Genomic DNA, 18,397 nt, shown 5'->3' on the forward strand with positions numbered 1-18,397 from the left:
GCGGCGCGCACGGCGATGCGATCCGCTGGATGACCGACCAGCGCGGGCTGCCCTTCATCGACGCCGTGAAGGAGCTCGCCCAGGCGGCGGGCCTCGACATGCCCGAGCAGGACCGTCGCGCGGCCGAGAAGGCCGAGCGCGCCAAGGGGCTGCACGAGGCGATGGCCGACGCCGCGACCTGGTTTGCCGAACGGCTGAACGGCATCGAGGGCGCCGAAGCGCGGAGCGTACTCAAGCGCCGCGGCATCTCCGAGGAGACCGCCCGGACCTTCGGCCTCGGCTTCGCGCCCGATTCGCGGGGCAAGCTCAAGGAAGCGCTCAAGGCCTATGGCGACGCGATGCTGGTCGAGGCCGGCATGCTGATCCAGGTCGACGAGAAGGCGCCGTACGACCGCTTCCGGGGCCGGTTGATGATCCCGATCCGCGACGTGCGGGGGCGCACCATAGCCTTTGGCGGGCGCATCATCGGCGAGGGCGAGCCGAAGTACCTCAACTCCCCCGAGACCCCGCTCTTCGACAAGGGCCGCACGCTCTACAATCTCGATCGCGCCCAGGCCGCTGCGCGCAAGACCGGACGGATCATCGCGGTCGAAGGCTATATGGACGTGATCGCGCTCGCCCAGGCCGGGTTCGGCGAGGCCGTCGCCCCGCTCGGCACCGCGCTCACCGAGCATCAGCTGGAGCGGCTGTGGCGGATCGCCGAGGAGCCCCTGCTCTGCTTCGACGGCGACTCGGCCGGCCAGAAGGCGGCACTCAGGGCCGCGCATCGCGCGCTGCCGATGCTCCAGCCGGGCCGCAGCCTCGCCTTCGTCACGCTCCCGGATGGGCTCGATCCCGATGATCTGGTCCGCACCAAGGGCGCCGCGGCCTTCGAGGCGCTGCTCAGGAGCCCGCAGCCGCTGGTCGACCGCATCTGGGACAGCGAAGTCGCCGCCGAGCCGCTCGACACGCCCGAGCGCCGCGCCGGGCTCAAGCGTCGCCTCGGCGAGCTCGCCCAGGGGATCGCGGACGCCAACGTCAAATCCGAATACCAGGCCGAGTTCCGCCGCCGCTTCGACGATCTGTTCGCGCGCCAGCCGCGCGCGTTCCAGCCGCAAAATGCCGCGCGCCCGCGGCAGAAGGGGCCGTGGAAGCCCCCCGAGGCGATGCCGGGCACGACGATGCGCGGCGTGCGCGCGGCCGGTCTCGACCCGATCCTCGCCAAGGCGGTGCTGGCGGGGCTCATCCGCCACCCCGCCGAGATCGCGCGGCACATCGAGGTCCTGGGCTCGCTGCGCAGCGCCTCGGGGGCGCTCGGCAAGCTGTTCGAGGCGGTGATCGACGTCGCGCTCGAGGACCGGCAGCTTGATAGCGGCAAAGTCCTCACCATATTGGCGCGGTCCGGATTTGATTCTGTGGCGAGCGACCTCTTAAGAGCCGACACGCTTCCCTTCTCCTTTACCCGCAATCAGGCGGACGAAGCGAGGGCGCGAGAGGATTTGAACGAGGCGATCGCGGTGATGGTGGCGCAGCCGGCGGTAGACGCCGCGCTCGCCGAGGCAACCGCGGCGTTGGTGAGGGACGGCTCGGAGGAGGCGTTCACCCGTCAGGTGGCGCTTTCGCGGAAGCGCCAGGAGCTTGAGGCGCGGCTTGCGAATCTGATGCTTGCGGACGAAGAAGATTTCGATGATTAGGGCGGCGTATAATAGCCGCCATCTGGATTTCCGAGGGATTTGATGGCCAAGGCGAATATGGCGGACGTCACCGAGACCAACGAGGCGGGTGACGCGCCCCTGATCGATCTCAACGAGGGCACGCTCAAGAAGCTTGTCGCCCGCGCGAAGAAGCGCGGCTACATCACCGTGGATCAGCTGAACGAGATGCTGCCGCAGGACCAGATGTCCTCCGAGCAGATCGAGGACGTCATGTCCGCGCTCAACGACATGGGCATCAACGTCGTCGAGAACGAGGATGCCGGCGAGGACGCCGAGCCCGAGGACGACACCCCCGACGAGGTCGACGCCACCGACAGCAGCGACGATTCGGCGCCTGCGTTCGAGGCGGCGAAGAAGAAGGAGACGGTCGATCGCACCGACGATCCCGTCCGCATGTATCTGCGCGAGATGGGCGCGGTCGAATTGCTCAGCCGCGAAGGCGAGATCGCCATCGCCAAGCGCATCGAGGCCGGCCGTGACACGATGATCCTGGGCCTCTGCGAGAGCCCGATCACCTTCAACGCGATCATCGGCTGGTCGAACGCACTCAACGAAGGCACGATGCAGCTGCGCGAGATCCTCGATCTCGACGCCATGCTCTCCAAGGGTCCCTCGGCCGAGCAGGTCGAAGGCGCCGAGGAAGACGATAACGGCGAGATCAGCGAGAAGACCGCCGGCGCCTCCTTCAAGGAAGAGGAAGACGTCGAGGAAGTCGCCGAGGACGAGGATGAGGACTCGATGACCGAGCGCCGGACTCCCCGGATCTCGGATGACGAGGAAGAGGACAACACCCTCAGCCTCGCGCAGATGGAGGAGACGCTCAAGCCGCAGGCGCTCGAGAAGTTCGCCAACATCACTTCGGTCTACAAGAAGTTCTCGAAGATCCAGCAGGCGCGGCTCGACGCGATGGCGGCGGGCGGCGAACTGCCGGCGGCCGAGGAGCGCAAGTACCACAAATTGCGCGAGGAACTCACCGCCGAGGTCGAGAGCGTCCAGTTCCACAACGCCAAGATCGAATATCTGGTCGACCAGCTCTACAGCTTCAATCGCCGGCTCACCACGCTGGGCGGGCAGATGCTGCGCCTTGCCGAGCGCCACAAGGTGCCGCGCAAGGATTTCCTCGACCGCTATGTGAACCATGAGCTGGACGAGCAGTGGCTCGCCTCGGTCGAGAAGCTCGACAAGAAATGGGCCGCCTTCGTCGCGAACGAGGCCGCTGCGGTCGACCGCATCCGTGTCGAGGTCTCGGAGATCAGCCAGGCGACCGGCATGGCGCTGGCCGAGTTCCGCCGCATCGTGAACATGGTGCAGAAGGGCGAGCGCGAGGCGCGGATCGCCAAGAAGGAGATGGTCGAGGCCAATCTCCGGCTCGTGATCTCGATCGCCAAGAAGTACACCAATCGCGGGCTGCAGTTCCTGGATCTCATCCAGGAGGGCAATATCGGCCTGATGAAGGCGGTCGATAAGTTCGAATATCGCCGCGGCTACAAATTCTCGACTTACGCCACCTGGTGGATTCGTCAGGCGATCACCCGCTCGATCGCCGACCAGGCGCGCACGATCCGTATCCCGGTCCACATGATCGAGACGATCAACAAGCTGGTCCGCACCTCGCGCCAGTTCCTCCACGAGCAGGGCCGCGAGCCCACGCCCGAGGAAATGGCCGAGCGCTTGAGCATGCCGCTCGAGAAGGTGCGCAAGGTGATGAAGATCGCCAAGGAGCCGATCAGCCTCGAAACGCCGATCGGCGACGAGGAGGACAGCCATCTCGGCGACTTCATCGAGGACAAGAACGCCGTCATCCCGGTCGACGCCGCGATCCAGGCGAACCTCAAGGAGACGGTCACCCGGGTCCTCGCCTCGCTCACTCCGCGCGAGGAGCGCGTGCTGCGCATGCGCTTCGGCATCGGCATGAACACCGATCACACGCTCGAGGAAGTCGGCCAGCAGTTCAGCGTGACGCGCGAGCGTATCCGTCAGATCGAGGCCAAGGCGCTCAGGAAGCTCAAGCACCCGAGCCGCTCCCGCAAGATGCGGTCGTTCCTCGACCAGTAAGCGCGGCGCCGCTTCACATAGACTGGAAAATCGAACACCCGCGGAATCGCTTCCGCGGGTGTTCTGGTCTTCGGGATAGGCCTCCGAGAAGAACCTATCCAACGCCCCCGGCCTGTCGGCGGCCAGGGAACGCTCCTCCCCCCGGATCGAAAACCGCTTCGTTCACCGGCGCTCGACATCGCCCCCCGACGAGTCAGCAGCACAGCGAACGGTGGAGTTCGGATAGCGGATCAATACGGGTCACGTGTTGAATGAACGTCCCGCCTGCTTGTGCGGAAGTTTCACGCCTTCGGAATTATTCCGCCCGCGCCGGGCGTCACTTCGGGACCGCACGCCATACGGCAGCCGCCACGCCGCCGCCACCGACGCTGAACGACGGGCTGTCGTCCTTGCCGTCGAGCCGGAGCACAAGCGCAGTGCTCAGGGGCGACTTGCGGTGACGCGGGCGGGGCTGATCGCGCATGACGTCATAAACGGCGTAGCTGCCGCCGGCGCGGGCAGTGACCTCCGGAAGCGTCGAGCCCGGCCCCCACGCCGCCGGGGCCGCCCCGTTTCCAGCGCGCCGCGGCCCTCGTTCGGCAAGCACCGTCACGCGCGGCAAAGGCTGGAGCCGGGCGGTGCCGGCGGGAAGCATGAAGCGCTGGGGGGTGGTGCCAAGGGGGGCAGGCGCGTCGCGCCTCAGTGCGCCGAGCGGCTTGGACACGTTCGCGAGTATTCGGTTCTTGAGGATCGCGCCCGATCGCTCGCCCGCAACGGCCGAAAGCGGCAGGCCGCACAGGATGAGGCAGACGGGCAGGCCCTTGCGCATCACGGTTTCCCCAAAAAACCGGTGAAGTCGCGAGAGGATGCCCCTCTTCGCGTCGAAGCGCAATGCGCTTCGACGCGCTCGGGCTCATTCAGCCCTCATTGTGCCGTAAGTACTTTAAAATCTTCGGCGGCGAATGGCGTGGACCCGCCTCGAGCGGCCATGCCCGCCAGGCCACCGTCTGCTGACAAAACGATCCCGGCGAACGCCCGAACCTGCGCGAACCAAGCGGCTCGACGGCAGAATTCGGCGTTCGCCGGGATGTCGCCTGTGGAGCGGCCGCCTTTCAGCGGCGCGCGATCACTTCTTGCCGAGCGAGAGGCCGCCGAAGCGCTTGTTGAAGCGCGCGACCTGACCACCCTGATCGAGCATCTGGCCGCGACCGCCGGTCCAGGCCGGGTGTGCCAGCGGATCGATGTCGAGCTGCATCGTGTCGCCTTCCTTGCCCCAGGTGGAGCGGGTCTCGAACACGGTGCCGTCGGTCATCTGCACCTTGATCATGTGGTAATCGGGATGCGTGTCTTTCTTCACGGGTCAATTCCTTGGAAATGCCGCCGGTTTCCGACCGGCAGCGGACGCGCGCGGTTAGCAGAGGGGCGCGGCCGACGCAACCTCCCTGCCCCCTCGCGCCTTGAAAACTCAGGCCTTGGGCGGATCCGCGATCATGGCGGTGAATTCGCACTCGGTGGCGACTTCGCCGTCGAGCAGCGCCTTGCCGGCGAACTTGCAGACGCGCGAGCGCTTCTGGACGAACTCGACCTCGAGCCGGAGCAGCACCCCTGGCTCGACGGGCTTGCGGAACTTCACGCCGTCGATCGACATGAAATAGACCAGCTTGCCCGATCCGGCGAGGCCGAGGCTCTCGACCGCGAGCACGCCGGCGGCCTGCGCCAACGCCTCGACCTGAAGCACGCCGGGCATGATAGGACGCCCGGGGAAATGCCCCTGGAAGAACTCCTCGTTCATCGAGACCGCCTTGATCGCGACGATCCGCTGGTCGAGGACCAGTTCCTCGACCCGATCGACGAGCAGCATCGGATAGCGATGCGGCAGCGCCGCCATCACCCGCTTGATGTCGAGCGGGCCGATGGATGCGCTGCCGGATTCGTTCTCGCTCAACGCGGCTCGGCCGGCTTGGCGGGCTGGGTGCCGCCCGTCGCGGCCGGCGCGGTGCCGGCGGCGGGCTGCTGGGCGCGCTGCTGCTGGGCCGCCGCCTGCTGATAGGCCTGGAGCTGCGCGGCCTGGGCGATTTCCTGCTGGATCGCCAGCGTCTGGCGCGAAGGCTGCCAGTTGGCAGGCGGCTGGATGCCGACGGTCGGCGCGACCTTGTCGATCTCGTCGGTGATCGCCTGGCTGATATTGGCCGAGTCCGGCGCGTACATGAACACTTCCGGCGACAGCACGACGTTGATCTTGCGGGCGTTCACGACGCGCAGCTGCGCCGCCTCATACTGACGCAGGATCGATTCGATCGCGAACAGCTCGGCGCGGGCGGCAGGATTGCTCAGACGGCCGATCTCGTTCTGGGCATTGTCCTGCGCGGTCTTGAGCCGGTCGAGCAGCGGGCTCTTCGAGTTCTGGAGCGCGGTCTGCTCGGCCTGGCTCAGCTGTCCGTCCTTGTTGGTATCGAACTGGGTCCGCAGCTGCGTGACAATCGGCTCGACTTCCTTCTGCGCCGCGGCGCGGCGCGCCTGGATCTGATCGAACGCCGATTTGTAGGTCGTCGCGATCTGCTGGTTGGCGGCGGCGAACGCCTTGGAGCCGGCAACGACGCTGGTGGGGCTCGCATAGGCGATGCCACCGGCCTGCGCATGCGCAGGCGCGGCGACCGCGATCATCGCCGGGGCGGCGAGCATCGCAGCCAGGATTGCTTTCTTCGTAATCATCAGAACTGGGTCCCTACGTTGAATGTCACGAGCTTGGTATCGTCGCCGTCCACCGTCACGAGCGTCTTTGCGACGTCGATGCGAAGCGGCCCGAACGGCGAATTCCAGTTGACGCCGAAGCCGACAGAGATGCGCGGACGCGCGGAATCGCCGACGAAGCGTTCGAGGAACGGGGAAGTGGGCACGTTGTAGATCGTGTTGATCGACGTGCCGACGCACGGGGTGGATGCGGACGAGGAATAGCCCACGGTGCAGGTCGTCAGCGCACCGACATTGGAGCCGCTGCCGACGATGTAGAGCTGGTTGCCGCTCGCATCCTTGATGAAATTGTCCTTCGGGAGCAGCGTCGGCGAGCCGTCCTGGTTGAAGAGCAGGTTGCCCGAGGAATCGGTCGCTTGGGTGAACTCGATCGTCTTGCCCGGCCGCTTGATGCCGAACAGGCTGCCCGCCATCACGAAGATCGACGGCCTCAGGCCCATCTCGGCGGCACCGGCGCCGAGCGGGATCTCGAGCTCGGCCTTGGCGAGGTAATAGGCCTTGCCGCCCAGCGCGTCGTCGACGATCTGATCCTTGTCGGTGACGAGGAGCTGCGTGCCGGCGGTGGGATCGCCCGTATAGGAGATGCGCTGGACGCGCGGACCGACGCCGCGGATGTCGAAGCCGCGGAACTGCGGCTCACCGAGATAGAAGCGATCGGTGATGCGGACCGGATCGATGCCCGCGGCCGCCTTCTCAAGGCTGTGGATATAGCCGCCCTCGGCCGAGACCGAGAAGATGAAGCCGCTGCCGACATTCCAGTATTTGTCGCCCTCGGCGCGGGCGCGGATATACTTCACCTCGCCGCCCAGGCCGGCGAAGTCGGCGCCGATGCTCATCCGCTGGCCGCGCGTCGGGCGCAGGCGGCTGTTGAGGCTGTCGTAGATCAGCGAGACGCCGACGAGCGAAGTGATCCGGTTGCCCACCGCCTCGCAATAATAGCGGCCCGCCTTGAGCGGATCGCAGACGCCGTTGGTGTAGAAGGACGATTCGTCGAGCGTGACGTCGTCCTGGCGCAACGTATAACGGCCCGACAGCGTCCAATATTCGGTCAGCGGCAGACCTGCGACCAGCTGGAAGCCCGTCGCCACCTGGCTGTAGGTCGTGCTGCGATCGCTGCCGATATAGTTGAACGCGTTATAGTCCTGGCGGAAGATCGTGCCGCCGAGCGCGACATTGCTGTCGAACAGATAAGGCTCGGTGAAGCCCAGCTCGATCGACTTGGAATAGCTCGAATAGTCGACCGAGGCCGAGACCGTCTGGCCCATGCCGCGGAAGTTGCGCTGCCGGATCGAAGCCTGGAGGATGAAACGTTCGAGGCTCGAGAAGCCCGCCGAAAGCGTCAGTTCGCCATTGGGGCGCTCTTCGACATTGGCCCGGAGCACGATACGGTCCGGCGCCGAGCCCTCGACGCGCTCGATCTCGAACTTGTCCTGGAAATAGCCGAGCGAGTTGATGCGGTCCTGCGAACGCTTGACCAGGAAGGTGTTGAAGGCGTCGCCCTCCGCCACGCGGAACTCGCGACGGATCACCTTGTCCTGCGTCTGGCGATTGCCCGTGATCTCGATCCGCTCGATATAGGTGCGGTTCGATTCGCCGATGTTGAAGTTCATCGACATGGTGAGCTTCTCGCGGTCGCGCTCGAACTGGGGCGTGACCTCCGCGAAGGCATAGCCGAAGGCGCCGGCGGTCTCGCTCAGCTGCTCGACGGTGTCCTCGACGGCCTTGGCGTTATACCATTGGCCTTCCTTGATGCTCAACGCCGAGGCGAGGCGCTTGTCGTCGAAGTCGCGGATTGCGCTGTCGACCTTCACCGGGCCGAACTTGTAGCGCGGACCTTCTTCCACCACGTAGGTGATGATGAAGTCCTTCTTGTCCGGCGTCAGTTCGGCCACCGCCGAGATCACCCGGAAATCGGCATAGCCTTCGGTCAGGTAGAACTGGCGCAGCTTCTGCTGGTCATAGGCCAGGCGGTCCTGGTCGTACGAGGTGTTCGAGCTCAGCAGGTGCATCAGGCTGGCGGTCTTGGTCGCCATCTCGCCGCGCAGCTTGCCGTCGGAGAACACTTCGTTGCCGATGATGTTGATCTGACGGACCTTGGACTTGGGCCCCTCGCTGATCTCGAAGATCACGTCGACGCGGTTCTGGTCGAGGCTGACCATCTTCGGCTCGACGCTCGCGGCGAAGCGTCCCTGACGGCGATAGAGCTCGATGATCCGCGCCACGTCGGCGCGGACCGCGGTGCGCGTGAAGATCTGGCGCGGGGCCAGCTTCACTTCCTTGCTGATCTTGTCCTGCTTGAGGCGCTTGTTGCCCTCGTAGATCACCCGGTTGATCACCGGGTTCTCGCGGATGCGGATGACGAGGTCGCCGGTCTCGACCCCTTCGATCGCCACGTCCGCCAGCAGTTCCGACGCGAGGAGGTCCTTGATCGCCTGGTCGACGGTCTCGTTGGTGTAGGTCTCGCCGACGCGCAGGCGGGTGTAGGACAGAACCGTCTCGGGCTCGAGGCGCTGCGATCCTTCGACCCGCAGCGAACGGACCGTGCGGACCTGCTGCACGGGCGCGGGCGGCGCCAGGACCTGGGGCGCGGGCGCAGCCGTCTGCGGCGGCGCAGCGGGCGCCGGGGTTGGGGCGGTCTGGGCATGCGCGAGTCCCGAGAGCATGGTGCCCGCGAGAAGCGTCGCAGTGGCGCGTACGCCGAAATGATTAGCCTTGATCGTCACATCCCACCCCAAGTCGGATTTCGAGTAATGCCGCTGCCCACGCGACGCCGGAACAACCGCCCCTGCCTTAACCGCATCAGCCGATCAACCCGGCCAGATTTCTCCACACGCCGAACGCGCCCAGATCATTCAACGTCACCAGCAGCATCAGCGCCAGGATTGCGATCAGACCACCCCGGAAGGCCCATTCCATCACCTGGGGCTCAACCGGGCGGCGGCGTACGGCTTCGACTGCGTAGAACAGAAGATGCCCGCCATCCAGCACTGGAACTGGCAATAGGTTGATGAATCCGAGATTAATCGAAATGAGCGCGATGAGGAACACGAACTCGACCGGTCCCATCGAGAGACGCTCGCCCGAGACCTGGGCGATCTTGAGCGGCCCGCCGAGCTCGGAAAGCGAGCGGCGGCCGGTGATGATCTGCCCAAGGCCGTCCAGCGTCATCTGGACGATGTCCACGGTCTGACGGACGCCGACGAGCGGCGCCTCCAGGACGCCCACCGATTTCAGCACCGGAGCGCTGCTGCCGATGCCGAGCACGCCGATGCGGTATTTGTTGCCGAAGCGGTCCTGGTCCTCGCGAACGCCGATCACGATATCCGCGGCCATCGCCCGGCCGCCCCGCTCGAAGTCGATCTCCACCGCTTCGCCGGGTCGCAGCTGCGCATATTTGGCGATGTCGGTGAAGGTCTCGACCGAACGTCCGCCAAGCGCGGTGAGCCGGTCTCCAGGCTGGAGTCCCGCCACCGCGGCGGCGCTGCCCGGCTGGACGGTACCCACCACCGAGGGCGTCACATTCTGCCCATAAGCGAGCGCGAACGCGGCGAGGATCACGATCGCGACGATGAAGTTCGCGATCGGGCCCGCCGCTACGATGATCGCGCGCTGCCACAAAGGCTTGGCCTGGAAGGTTTTCGCCCGCTCCTGCGCCGGCAGCGACAGCCATTCGGGCGAAGGCTGGCTCGCCGGGTTCATGTCGCCGGCGAAGCGCACATAGCCGCCTAGCGGCAGCCAGCCGAACTTCCAGCGTGTCCCGCGCTTGTCGGTGATGCCGGCGATCTCGCGGCCGAAGCCGATCGAGAATTCCTCTGCCTTCACTCCGAACCAGCGGCCGGCGAGATAATGTCCGAGTTCGTGCAGGAAGACGAGCGGCCCCAGCAGCAGCACGAAGGCCAGGAAGTAGATCGGGATGCCGGGAGATTCGATCAAAGAACGCAGTCCTTAACTCGCTCGCCCGCATACGCCCTCGCCGCGGCGTCGATCGCCAGCACGGCATCCAGCGAGTCCGGGGCGGCCGGGTCGTAGCGCGCCAGCGTATCGGCAACGATTGCGGCAATTTCAAGAAATCCCACCCGCCCCGCGAGGAAAGCAGCGACGGCAACCTCATTGGCGGCATTGAGGATCGCCGGTCGCGCGCCACCCGCCACGAGCGCGTCGCGGGCCAGCGTCAGGGCTGGGAAGCGCACGGGATCGGGCGCCTCGAAGTCGAGCCGGCCGATGCGCGCGAGATCGAGGGGCTCGCACGGCGTCTTCATCCGCTCGGGCCAGGCCAGCGCATAGGCGATGGGCGTGCGCATGTCCGGCGTGCCGAGCTGCGCCAGCACCGACCCATCGACATATTCGACCATCGAATGCACCACCGACTGGGCGTGCACCAATATGTCGAGCTGATCCGCGCTCACCGGAAAGAGATGAAAGGCCTCGATGAGTTCGAGCCCCTTGTTCATCATCGTCGCCGAATCGACCGATATCTTCGCGCCCATCGACCAATTGGGATGCGCCACCGCCTGTGCCGGCGTGATCGCGCGCATCTGATCGAGCGGTGTGGCGCGAAACGGACCGCCGCTGGCGGTGAGGACGATCTTGCGGACGCTCTTGGGTGCGGTCCGGTCGAGGCACTGGAAGACGGCATTGTGCTCGGAATCGACGGGCAGCAGCGTCGTGGCGTGCGCGCGGGCGGCCGCCATCATGACGTCGCCCGCGGAAACCAACGCCTCCTTGTTGGCCAGCGCGACCGTTCCCCCGGCTTCGAGCGCTGCCATCACCGGCTTGAGCCCGGCGGTGCCGACGATCGCGGCCATCGTCCAGTCCGCGCCCAGGCGTGCAGCCTCGCAGACCGCATCGGCCCCTGCCCGCGCCTCCACGCCGCTTCCGGCAAGCGCATCGCGGAGTGCGTCGAGGCGGCTCTCGTCCGCGACCACCGCCAGCTTCGCGCGCGTGCGGATCGCGGCGGCGGCCAGCTTGTCGACGTCGCGATTGGCAGTGAGCGCGAGGACTTCGAACTGTCCGGGCGCGCGCTCGATCAGGTCGAGCGTGGAGCTCCCCACCGATCCGGTCGCGCCGAGGATCGTCACGCGTTTCATCGCGGCAACACCAGTACGAGCAATGCCGCCACCGGGGCAACCGCCACCAGGCCGTCGAGCCGGTCCATGATCCCGCCATGGCCGGGGAGCAGGTTGCCCGAATCCTTCACCCCGGCCTCGCGCTTGAGATGACTCTCATAGAGGTCGCCGAGCTGCGCGAGCATCGCGAGCACCGGCGTGGCGATGGCGAGCGGCACCGGAAGCCCGAGCCAGACCAGCAATGCGGCGAAGATCCCCGCGGCAGCGACACCGCCGATGAAGCCGGCCCAGGTCTTGTTGGGGCTGATCTGGGGGGCCAGCTTCGGCCCACCGATCGCGCGGCCCGCGAAATAGGCGCCGCTGTCGCATGCCCAGACGAGCGCCATCGCCCAGAAGGTGTAGAGCAGCCCGTGCGGCTCCTCCATGCGCAGAGTCAGCAGAGCAAGGACCGGGAGCCCCACATAGAGCACGCCGCTGGCGAGCCGGCCGCTACGGGTCACCGCGGCGACGAAGAAAGCCGCACCGATCACCAGACCCAGCGCAAGGAAGCCCGGACCTGCGGCCAGGCCCGGGGCCATGATCGCCAGCGGAACCGTCAGGGCATATTGCGAGAGCCGTTTGTGCTGCAGGGTCGCGCCACTGAGATCGGCCCATTCGCCCATCATCAGCAGCCCGATCGTCGCGATCACCAGCCAAAAGCCGAGCCCCCCTACCCAGAGCGCGACGGCGGCGAGCCCAATGAGCACGATGGCGACGAGCAGACGCGTCGCGAGATCCGATCCGGACTTGGTCACAAGCCTCCGAAACGCCGCTGACGCTGGCCGAACTGGTCGAGCGCGGCGGCTAGTGCCTTCTCGTCGAAATCGGGCCACAGCGTATCGACGAAGAGCAATTCGGCATAGGCGGCCTGCCATAGCAGGAAGTTCGACAGCCGATGCTCGCCCGAGGTACGGATGAGCAGGTCGAGCGGCGGCAGATCGGCCGTCTCGAGCTCGGCCTCGAAGTGCGCCTCGTCGATCGCGGCGGGATCGAGCGCGCCGTCGCGCGCCTGTTCGGCGAGGCGGCGGGTGGCGGCGAGGATTTCGGCCTGCGCCCCGTAATTGAGCGCGATCACCAGGGTCGGCCCGGGGTTGGTGGCGGTGCGCGCGACGGCACCTTCGATCATCGTCACGAGATCGGGCGCGAGCTCGCGCCAGCCGCCGATCACGCGCAGCTTGACGCCCTCCGACACCAGCTCGTCGAGCTCGCTCGCGAGAAAGTGCCGGAGCAGCCCCATCAGGTCCCGGACCTCGTCCTCTGGACGGCGCCAATTCTCCGAGGAGAAGGCGTAGAGCGTCAGCACCTCGATGCCGAGCTTGCGCGCGGCGCGGGCGATGCGGCGGACGCTCTCCACGCCCTGCTTGTGCCCCGCGATGCGCGGCAGGAAGCGCTTCTTGGCCCAGCGCCCGTTGCCGTCCATGATGATGGCGACGTGACGCGGAATCGTCTCCGAAGGAAGATCCGGGGAGGGTCTGGCGGCCATGTCAGGCGACCGCTCTCGAAAAGGGGCGAAGGCCCGGCGTCACTTGCCCAGGATTTCCTTTTCCTTGGACGCCGCCGCGGCGTCGATATCGGCGATCGTGCTGTCGGTCAGCTTCTGCACCTCGGTCTCGTGGCGCTTGCGCTCGTCCTCGCCGAACACGCCCTTCTTCTCGTCGGTCTTGAGGCTGTCATTGCCGTCGCGGCGGACATTGCGGACGGCGATGCGCGCCTTCTCGGCATATTGGCCGGCGAGCTTGGCGAGCTCCTTGCGGCGCTCCTCGGTCAGGTCCGGGATCGGCAGCCGCAGCGTCTGGCCGTCGACGATCGGGTTGAGCCCGAGGCCCGCTGAGCGGATCGCCTTGTCGACCGGGCCGACATTGGTCTTGTCCCACACCTGCACCGAGAGCATGCGCGGCTCGGGCGCCGAGACGCTGGCAAGCTGGTTGATCGGCATGTGCGAGCCATAGACCTCGACCGTCACCGGATCGAGCAAGGTGGTCGATGCGCGACCCGTGCGCAGGCCCTGGAGGTCGTGCTTGAGCGCCTCGACCGCGCCGGCCATGCGGCGCTCGAGATCTGCCTTGTCGTAAGCGGCCATTTTACGGCTCTCCCCTTATGCGGATACGGTTTCGTTCTGGACGATCGTCGAGGTACCCTCGCCGCGTAGCACGGCCGAGAGATTGCCCTCGTCGCGGATGTTGAACACCACGATCGGAATGTTGTTGTCACGGCACAGCGCGACGGCCGAGGCATCCATCACCTTGAGATTGTCCGCGAGAACACGGTTATAACCCAATGATTCGTAGCGCTTTGCAGTAGGCACCTTCTTCGGATCGGCATCGTACACGCCATCGACGCTGGTGCCCTTGAACAGCGCGTCGCAGTTCATCTCGGCGGCACGCAGCGCGGCGGTGGTGTCGGTGGTGAAGAAGGGCAAGCCGGTGCCGGCGGCGAAGATGACCACGCGGCCCTTCTCCATGTGCCGCTCGGCGCGCCGGCGGATATAGGGTTCGCACACGCTGGCCATCGGGATCGCCGACTGGACGCGCGTCTGGACTCCCGCCTTTTCGAGCGCGTTCTGCATCGCCAGCGCGTTCATCACGGTCGCGAGCATGCCCATATAGTCGGCGCTGGCGCGATCGAAGCCCTGCGCCGCGCCGGCAAGGCCGCGGAAGATGTTGCCGCCGCCGACCACCATGCAGACCTGCAGCCCGGTCTCGATCGCCTCCTTCACTTCGGCCGCGACGCGGTCGCAGGTGGCGGGGTCGATGCCGAACTGGCCCTGCCCCATGAGGACCTCGCCCGAAAGCTTGAGGAGGATGCGATTGAAGCGGGGAGCGGTCATTTTAGCCTTGGGCTTGGGGCGGATAGCGAAGCGGCGCGGACCTTAGAGGTGCCGCGCCGCAGGAACAAGCGGAGATGCCGGGGACAGACCGTCGAGGCGGAACGCCCCGGCGCCTCGCTTACTTGGTCAGGCCGGCGGTCGCAGCGACCTCGGCCGCGAAATCGCTCTCTTCCTTCTCGATGCCTTCGCCGAGCTGGAAGCGGACATAGTCCTTGAGCACGATCGACGCGCCGGCGTCCTTGCCCGCCTTGGCGATCACGTCGGCGACCGGAGTCTTGCCGTCCATCACGAAGAGCTGGCTGAGCAGCGCGTTCTCCTTGGCGAACTTCTTGACCGCACCCTCGACCATCTTGGCGATGATCTCGGCCGGCTTGCCGCTCTCGGCAGCCTTCTCGGTCGCGATCTGGCGCTCGCGCTCCAGCGTCTCCTGGTCGAGACCGGTCTCGTCCAGCGCGAGCGGGAAGGCAGCGGCGATGTGCATCGCGACCTGCTTGCCGAGCGGCTCGAGCACATCGACGCCCGCATCGCTCTCGAGCGCGACCAGCACGCCGATCTTGCCGAGGCCCGGCGCGGCGGCGTTGTGGACGTACGGGATCACCGCGCCGTTGGTCACTTCGACCTTCTTGGCGCGACGCAGCACCTGGTTCTCGCCGATCGTCGAGATGTTGTTGGTCAGCACTTCCTCGACGGTGCCGCCCTGCGGCAGCTGCGTGGCCTTGAGCGCATCGATATCGTCGCCCTTCTCGAGCGCGACCGCGGTAACGTCGCGGACGAAACCCTGGAAGATCTCGTTCTTGGCGACGAAGTCGGTCTGCGAATTGACCTCGACCGCGACGCCCTTGGTGCCGGCGACGGCGATGCCGACCAGACCCTCGGCAGCGGTGCGGCTCGACTTCTTGGCGGCGGCGGCGAGGCCCTTCGAGCGCAGCCAGTCGCTGGCGGCTTCGAGGTCGCCATTGGTCTCGGTGAGCGCCTTCTTGCAATCCATCATGCCGGCGCCGCTCTTTTCGCGGAGCTCCTTCACGGCAGCTGCAGTGATCTCGGCCATGTTCTATTCCTCAGCTAAAAGTCGGGCGGAGCAGTGCGTTTTGCCCTGCCCCGCCCCCATTACGGTTGGATGACGGGCTCAGGCGTCGATCTGACGCTCGCCCTCTTCGGCCTGCTCGGGATCGGTCGCGGCGGCAGGAGCCTCGGGCTCCTCGACCACCGGAGCGGCGACCGCTTCCTCGACCGGGGGCTGCTCGGCGGCGCCGAAGTCATAGCCCTGGTTGCGCATCTGGTCCTGGCCGCCGCGGGTCGCGGCGATCGCCACGGCCTCGCAGTACAGGCGGATTGCGCGGCTCGCGTCGTCGTTCGCCGGAACCGGGAAGGCGATGCCGTCCGGGCTCACGTTCGAATCGAGAATCGCGACCACGGGGATACCAAGCGTGTTGGCTTCCTTGATCGCCAGCTCTTCCTTGTTCGCGTCGATCACGAACATGATGTCCGGAACGCCGCCCATGTCGCGGATGCCGCCGAGCGAGAGCTCGAGCTTGTCGCGCTCGCGGGTGAGCTGGAGCACTTCCTTCTTGGTCAGGCCGTGCGTATCGCCCGAGAGCTGCTCCTCGAGGCTCTTGAGGCGCTTGATCGAGTTGCTGATCGTCTTCCAGTTGGTGAGCATGCCGCCCAGCCAGCGGTGGTTGACGAAATGCTGGTTCGCGCGGCGTGCTGCCTCGGCGATCGGCTCCTGGGCCTGGCGCTTGGTGCCGACGAAGAGCACCTTGCCGCCGGCGGCGACGGTCGACGACACGAACTCGAGCGCGCGCGCGAAGAGCGGCACGGTCTGCGAGAGATCGATGATGTGGACGCCGTTGCGGTCGCCGAAGATGTAGGGCTTCATCTTCGGGTTCCAGCGGTGGGTCTGGTGACCGAAGTGCGCGCCCGATTCGAGCAGCTGCTGCATGGTGACGACAGGTGCCGCCATAGGGATAACTCCTTCCGGTTGAGCCTCTGGGAAGCGAGTGACCAGGCTGAGCGCCATGGCACCGGTTTATGATGCTTCCCATGCGGGTTGAGGCGGCGCCCTTAGCCGAACTGCCACGCGCAGGCAAGTGGAACAAGTTCGGAACATCGTGTTGACATGGGAACGTTAACGGAACATAAAGAGCCCAGAAGCGGGGCGTGAAACACCTCGCGGCGGGAAGCCGTTGAAATTGCCGGGTTCCCGCCGGCCGCGTGCGGAAATTGGAGCCGAACGATGACTGGATTCGCTGTTGCAGTGTTGTTCGGCGCCACCTTCGCGACGGCGGGCTGGGCGCTCTATGCCAGCATCCGTCCACAGTTCCACCGCTTCGCCGACCTGTTTCGCCCGACATCCATGCTGCCCGCGCTGCCGCCGCGGCTGAGCCGGGTTACGGTGCGGGCAGTTCCGGCTCGGCTGGCGGCACGGGCGCCGCTGCGCGCAGCCGCATGATCCTGCGATAGCTGCGCACGCTGAACGGGATCGTCGCCAGATAGGCGATGGCGAGCAGCGCAAGCGTCGGCCAGGGCGCCGAAACCAGGGCCGCGACGAACACCACCAGCAGCGCCACAGCCTCGAAGCGGATCCGCTGGCGGATCCGGGCGGTCGGCGCATAGGTGGCGATGCTCGAGATCAGCAGCAGCGCGACGAACGCCGTCCAGACCGCGATCACGACGGGCATGCGGATCACCGCCTCGCCCGTCCACAGCCACAGATAGAGCGGCGTCATCGCCAGCAGGGCACCTGCCGGCGCGGGAACGCCGGTGAGGAAGCCGGCCGATTTGTGCGGCTGATGCTCCTGGTCGATATTCGCGTTGAACCGCGCAAGGCGCAGCGCGCAGAACAGCGCCAGCAGCAGCGCGATCATCCAGCCGAACTGGCCGAGGCCGTTCAACGACCAGAGATAGAGGATCAGCGCCGGCGCCACGCCGAACGAGATCGCATCGGAGAGGCTGTCGAGCTCGGCGCCGAAGCGGCTCTCCGCGCGCACCAACCGGGCGATCTTGCCGTCGAGCCCGTCGAACACCGCGGCGGCCAGCACCAGCAGCACCGCGACTTCCCAATTCTCGAGGATCGCGAAACGAATCGCCGTCAGGCCCGAGCAGAGCGCGAGCGCAGTGACGGTGTTCGGCAGGACCGCGCGGAGGGGAATGCCGCCTTCGCGGCGCGGTCGCCTTGGAAGCCTGCCCGCGCGGGGCGGCCTCATTGCGCGATGCCGGTCGCGCGCGGTGCGCCCTTGCGCGCGAGGATGGTTTCGCCGGCAACGGCGCGCTGGCCCAACGCGACTTCGACGCCGTAGCTCTCGGGGATGAAGACGTCGACGCGACTGCCGAAGCGAATCAGCCCGACGCGCTGCCCGCCGACCACCATGTCGCCCGCCTTGACGAAGGCGACGATGCGACGCGCAACCAGCCCGGCGATCTGGGTGAAGCCGATCCGCAGGCCGTTCTTGTCCTCGACGATGATATACTGACGCTCATTCTCTTCGCTCGCCTTGTCGAAGTCGGCGTTCATGAACTTGCCGGCGATATAGATGACATGGCGGATCGTGCCGGTGATCGGCGTGCGATTGATGTGCACGTCGAACACACTCATGAACACCGAGACGCGCAGCATCGGTCCATCGCCAAGCGCATGCGGGCCCGAAAGCTCGGGAGGCAGGGTCACCGGCTCGATCATCGTGATGAGACCGTCGGCGGGAGAGACGATCAGCCCCTCGCCCTGCGGCGTGACGCGCACGGGATCGCGGAAGAACGCCGCGACGCCGAGCGTCAGGAAGACGAGCGGCCAGGTGATGAAATCCCAGACGAACAGGCTGACGAACGCGATCGCGCCCGCGATCAGCACATATTTGCGCCCTTCGGGGTGGATGTCGGGGAAACGCCACTTCACGGTCGGGTTGCCGACGGGGGGCTTGTCGAGGGATGCCATGCGGCGCGGTGTAGCGGCACATGGCCGTGTTTCCTAGACGGTGGCGCGAGTTTCC

Annotated in this window: 18 protein-coding genes; 3 read left to right on the top strand and 15 right to left on the bottom strand. The window is 66.5% G+C overall.

The window, feature by feature from the left end; all coding sequences use genetic code 11:
• Both dnaG and rpoD read left to right on the top strand, forming a co-directional pair.
• Window positions 1-1,673: DNA primase (gene dnaG / locus MT490_RS17290; RefSeq protein WP_297390510.1), on the top strand; the 1,673-nt coding region annotated here is incomplete at its 5' end.
• A 42-nt stretch (window positions 1,674-1,715) separates the two neighbouring features.
• Window positions 1,716-3,749 (top strand): RNA polymerase sigma factor RpoD, encoded by a 2,034-nt coding sequence (gene rpoD / locus MT490_RS17295; protein WP_297390512.1) that lies wholly within the window; start codon window positions 1,716-1,718, stop codon window positions 3,747-3,749.
• Window positions 3,750-4,065: 316 nt separating this feature from the next.
• On the opposite strand, the gene MT490_RS17300 is transcribed toward rpoD, so the two are convergent.
• From MT490_RS17300 to rpsB, 13 genes are all read right to left on the bottom strand, one after another.
• Window positions 4,066-4,557: a hypothetical protein gene (locus MT490_RS17300; RefSeq protein ID WP_297390514.1), complete on the bottom strand. Its 492-nt coding sequence runs from the start codon at window positions 4,555-4,557 to the stop codon at window positions 4,066-4,068.
• Between the two features lie 297 nt (window positions 4,558-4,854).
• Window positions 4,855-5,085, bottom strand: coding sequence for a 50S ribosomal protein L31 (gene rpmE, locus MT490_RS17305; protein ID WP_297390516.1), 231 nt, complete (start codon window positions 5,083-5,085; stop codon window positions 4,855-4,857).
• 108 nt (window positions 5,086-5,193) lie between these two features.
• Window positions 5,194-5,673 (bottom strand): 3-hydroxyacyl-ACP dehydratase FabZ, encoded by a 480-nt coding sequence (gene fabZ, locus MT490_RS17310; RefSeq protein ID WP_297390518.1) that lies wholly within the window; start codon window positions 5,671-5,673, stop codon window positions 5,194-5,196.
• On the bottom strand, window positions 5,670-6,440 hold the full coding sequence (locus MT490_RS17315) for an OmpH family outer membrane protein (RefSeq protein WP_297390520.1): 771 nt from the start codon (window positions 6,438-6,440) through the stop codon (window positions 5,670-5,672). Before MT490_RS17315 ends, fabZ begins: the two co-directional genes overlap by 4 nt.
• On the bottom strand, window positions 6,440-9,142 hold the full coding sequence (bamA, locus tag MT490_RS17320) for an outer membrane protein assembly factor BamA (protein ID WP_297390573.1): 2,703 nt from the start codon (window positions 9,140-9,142) through the stop codon (window positions 6,440-6,442). Before bamA ends, MT490_RS17315 begins: the two co-directional genes overlap by 1 nt.
• 136 nt (window positions 9,143-9,278) lie before the next feature.
• On the bottom strand, window positions 9,279-10,412 hold the full coding sequence (rseP, locus tag MT490_RS17325) for an RIP metalloprotease RseP (protein WP_297390522.1): 1,134 nt from the start codon (window positions 10,410-10,412) through the stop codon (window positions 9,279-9,281).
• Entirely contained in the window at window positions 10,409-11,566 is a 1,158-nt protein-coding gene (locus tag MT490_RS17330; protein WP_297390524.1) for a 1-deoxy-D-xylulose-5-phosphate reductoisomerase, read from the bottom strand. The genes rseP and MT490_RS17330 overlap by 4 nt, the downstream gene beginning before the upstream one ends.
• Entirely contained in the window at window positions 11,563-12,339 is a 777-nt protein-coding gene (locus MT490_RS17335) for a phosphatidate cytidylyltransferase (RefSeq protein WP_297390525.1), read from the bottom strand. The genes MT490_RS17330 and MT490_RS17335 overlap by 4 nt, the downstream gene beginning before the upstream one ends.
• On the bottom strand, window positions 12,336-13,067 hold the full coding sequence (locus MT490_RS17340; protein WP_297390526.1) for an isoprenyl transferase: 732 nt from the start codon (window positions 13,065-13,067) through the stop codon (window positions 12,336-12,338). The genes MT490_RS17335 and MT490_RS17340 overlap by 4 nt, the downstream gene beginning before the upstream one ends.
• 39 nt (window positions 13,068-13,106) lie before the next feature.
• Window positions 13,107-13,664, bottom strand: a complete 558-nt coding sequence (gene frr / locus MT490_RS17345) for a ribosome recycling factor (protein WP_297390528.1) — start codon at window positions 13,662-13,664, stop codon at window positions 13,107-13,109.
• A gap of 15 nt (window positions 13,665-13,679) precedes the next feature.
• Window positions 13,680-14,411, bottom strand: a complete 732-nt coding sequence (gene pyrH / locus MT490_RS17350) for a UMP kinase (RefSeq protein WP_297390530.1) — start codon at window positions 14,409-14,411, stop codon at window positions 13,680-13,682.
• 118 nt (window positions 14,412-14,529) lie between these two features.
• Window positions 14,530-15,459: a translation elongation factor Ts gene (gene tsf, locus MT490_RS17355; protein WP_297390532.1), complete on the bottom strand. Its 930-nt coding sequence runs from the start codon at window positions 15,457-15,459 to the stop codon at window positions 14,530-14,532.
• A gap of 78 nt (window positions 15,460-15,537) precedes the next feature.
• Window positions 15,538-16,374: a 30S ribosomal protein S2 gene (rpsB, locus tag MT490_RS17360; RefSeq protein WP_297390534.1), complete on the bottom strand. Its 837-nt coding sequence runs from the start codon at window positions 16,372-16,374 to the stop codon at window positions 15,538-15,540.
• A 273-nt stretch (window positions 16,375-16,647) separates the two neighbouring features.
• On the opposite strand from rpsB, the gene MT490_RS17365 reads away from it, so the two are divergent.
• Window positions 16,648-16,863 (top strand): hypothetical protein, encoded by a 216-nt coding sequence (locus MT490_RS17365; protein ID WP_297390536.1) that lies wholly within the window; start codon window positions 16,648-16,650, stop codon window positions 16,861-16,863.
• Here the strand turns inward: MT490_RS17365 and pssA are convergent.
• Together pssA and MT490_RS17375 are read right to left on the bottom strand one after the other, a co-directional pair.
• The gene (gene pssA, locus MT490_RS17370; protein ID WP_297390538.1) at window positions 16,802-17,617 is read right to left on the bottom strand and encodes a CDP-diacylglycerol--serine O-phosphatidyltransferase; all 816 of its coding nucleotides are present in this window, start codon (window positions 17,615-17,617) and stop codon (window positions 16,802-16,804) included. The two genes, MT490_RS17365 and pssA, sit on opposite strands and share 62 nt — an antisense overlap.
• On the bottom strand, window positions 17,614-18,342 hold the full coding sequence (locus MT490_RS17375; protein WP_297390540.1) for a phosphatidylserine decarboxylase: 729 nt from the start codon (window positions 18,340-18,342) through the stop codon (window positions 17,614-17,616). The genes pssA and MT490_RS17375 overlap by 4 nt, the downstream gene beginning before the upstream one ends.
• Window positions 18,343-18,397 lie beyond the last annotated feature (55 nt).

The organism is Sphingomonas sp. (assembly GCF_026460985.1).
Taxonomy (GTDB): domain Bacteria; phylum Pseudomonadota; class Alphaproteobacteria; order Sphingomonadales; family Sphingomonadaceae; genus Sphingomonas.

Bases quoted from the DNA above. Each gene is read 5' to 3' on its own strand.
- tsf (WP_297390532.1), bottom strand. From the start codon at position 15,459: ATGGCCGAGATCACTGCAGCTGCCGTGAAGGAGCTCCGCGAAAAGAGC.
- MT490_RS17315 (WP_297390520.1), bottom strand. From the start codon at position 6,440: ATGATTACGAAGAAAGCAATCCTGGCTGCGATGCTCGCCGCCCCGGCG.
- rpoD (WP_297390512.1), top strand. From the start codon at position 1,716: ATGGCCAAGGCGAATATGGCGGACGTCACCGAGACCAACGAGGCGGGT.
- MT490_RS17365 (WP_297390536.1), top strand. From the start codon at position 16,648: ATGACTGGATTCGCTGTTGCAGTGTTGTTCGGCGCCACCTTCGCGACG.
- bamA (WP_297390573.1), bottom strand. From the start codon at position 9,142: ATGCTCTCGGGACTCGCGCATGCCCAGACCGCCCCAACCCCGGCGCCC.
- MT490_RS17300 (WP_297390514.1), bottom strand. From the start codon at position 4,557: ATGCGCAAGGGCCTGCCCGTCTGCCTCATCCTGTGCGGCCTGCCGCTT.
- pssA (WP_297390538.1), bottom strand. From the start codon at position 17,617: ATGAGGCCGCCCCGCGCGGGCAGGCTTCCAAGGCGACCGCGCCGCGAA.
- MT490_RS17330 (WP_297390524.1), bottom strand. From the start codon at position 11,566: ATGAAACGCGTGACGATCCTCGGCGCGACCGGATCGGTGGGGAGCTCC.
- MT490_RS17340 (WP_297390526.1), bottom strand. From the start codon at position 13,067: ATGGCCGCCAGACCCTCCCCGGATCTTCCTTCGGAGACGATTCCGCGT.
- frr (WP_297390528.1), bottom strand. From the start codon at position 13,664: ATGGCCGCTTACGACAAGGCAGATCTCGAGCGCCGCATGGCCGGCGCG.
- rpsB (WP_297390534.1), bottom strand. From the start codon at position 16,374: ATGGCGGCACCTGTCGTCACCATGCAGCAGCTGCTCGAATCGGGCGCG.
- MT490_RS17375 (WP_297390540.1), bottom strand. From the start codon at position 18,342: ATGGCATCCCTCGACAAGCCCCCCGTCGGCAACCCGACCGTGAAGTGG.
- pyrH (WP_297390530.1), bottom strand. From the start codon at position 14,411: ATGACCGCTCCCCGCTTCAATCGCATCCTCCTCAAGCTTTCGGGCGAG.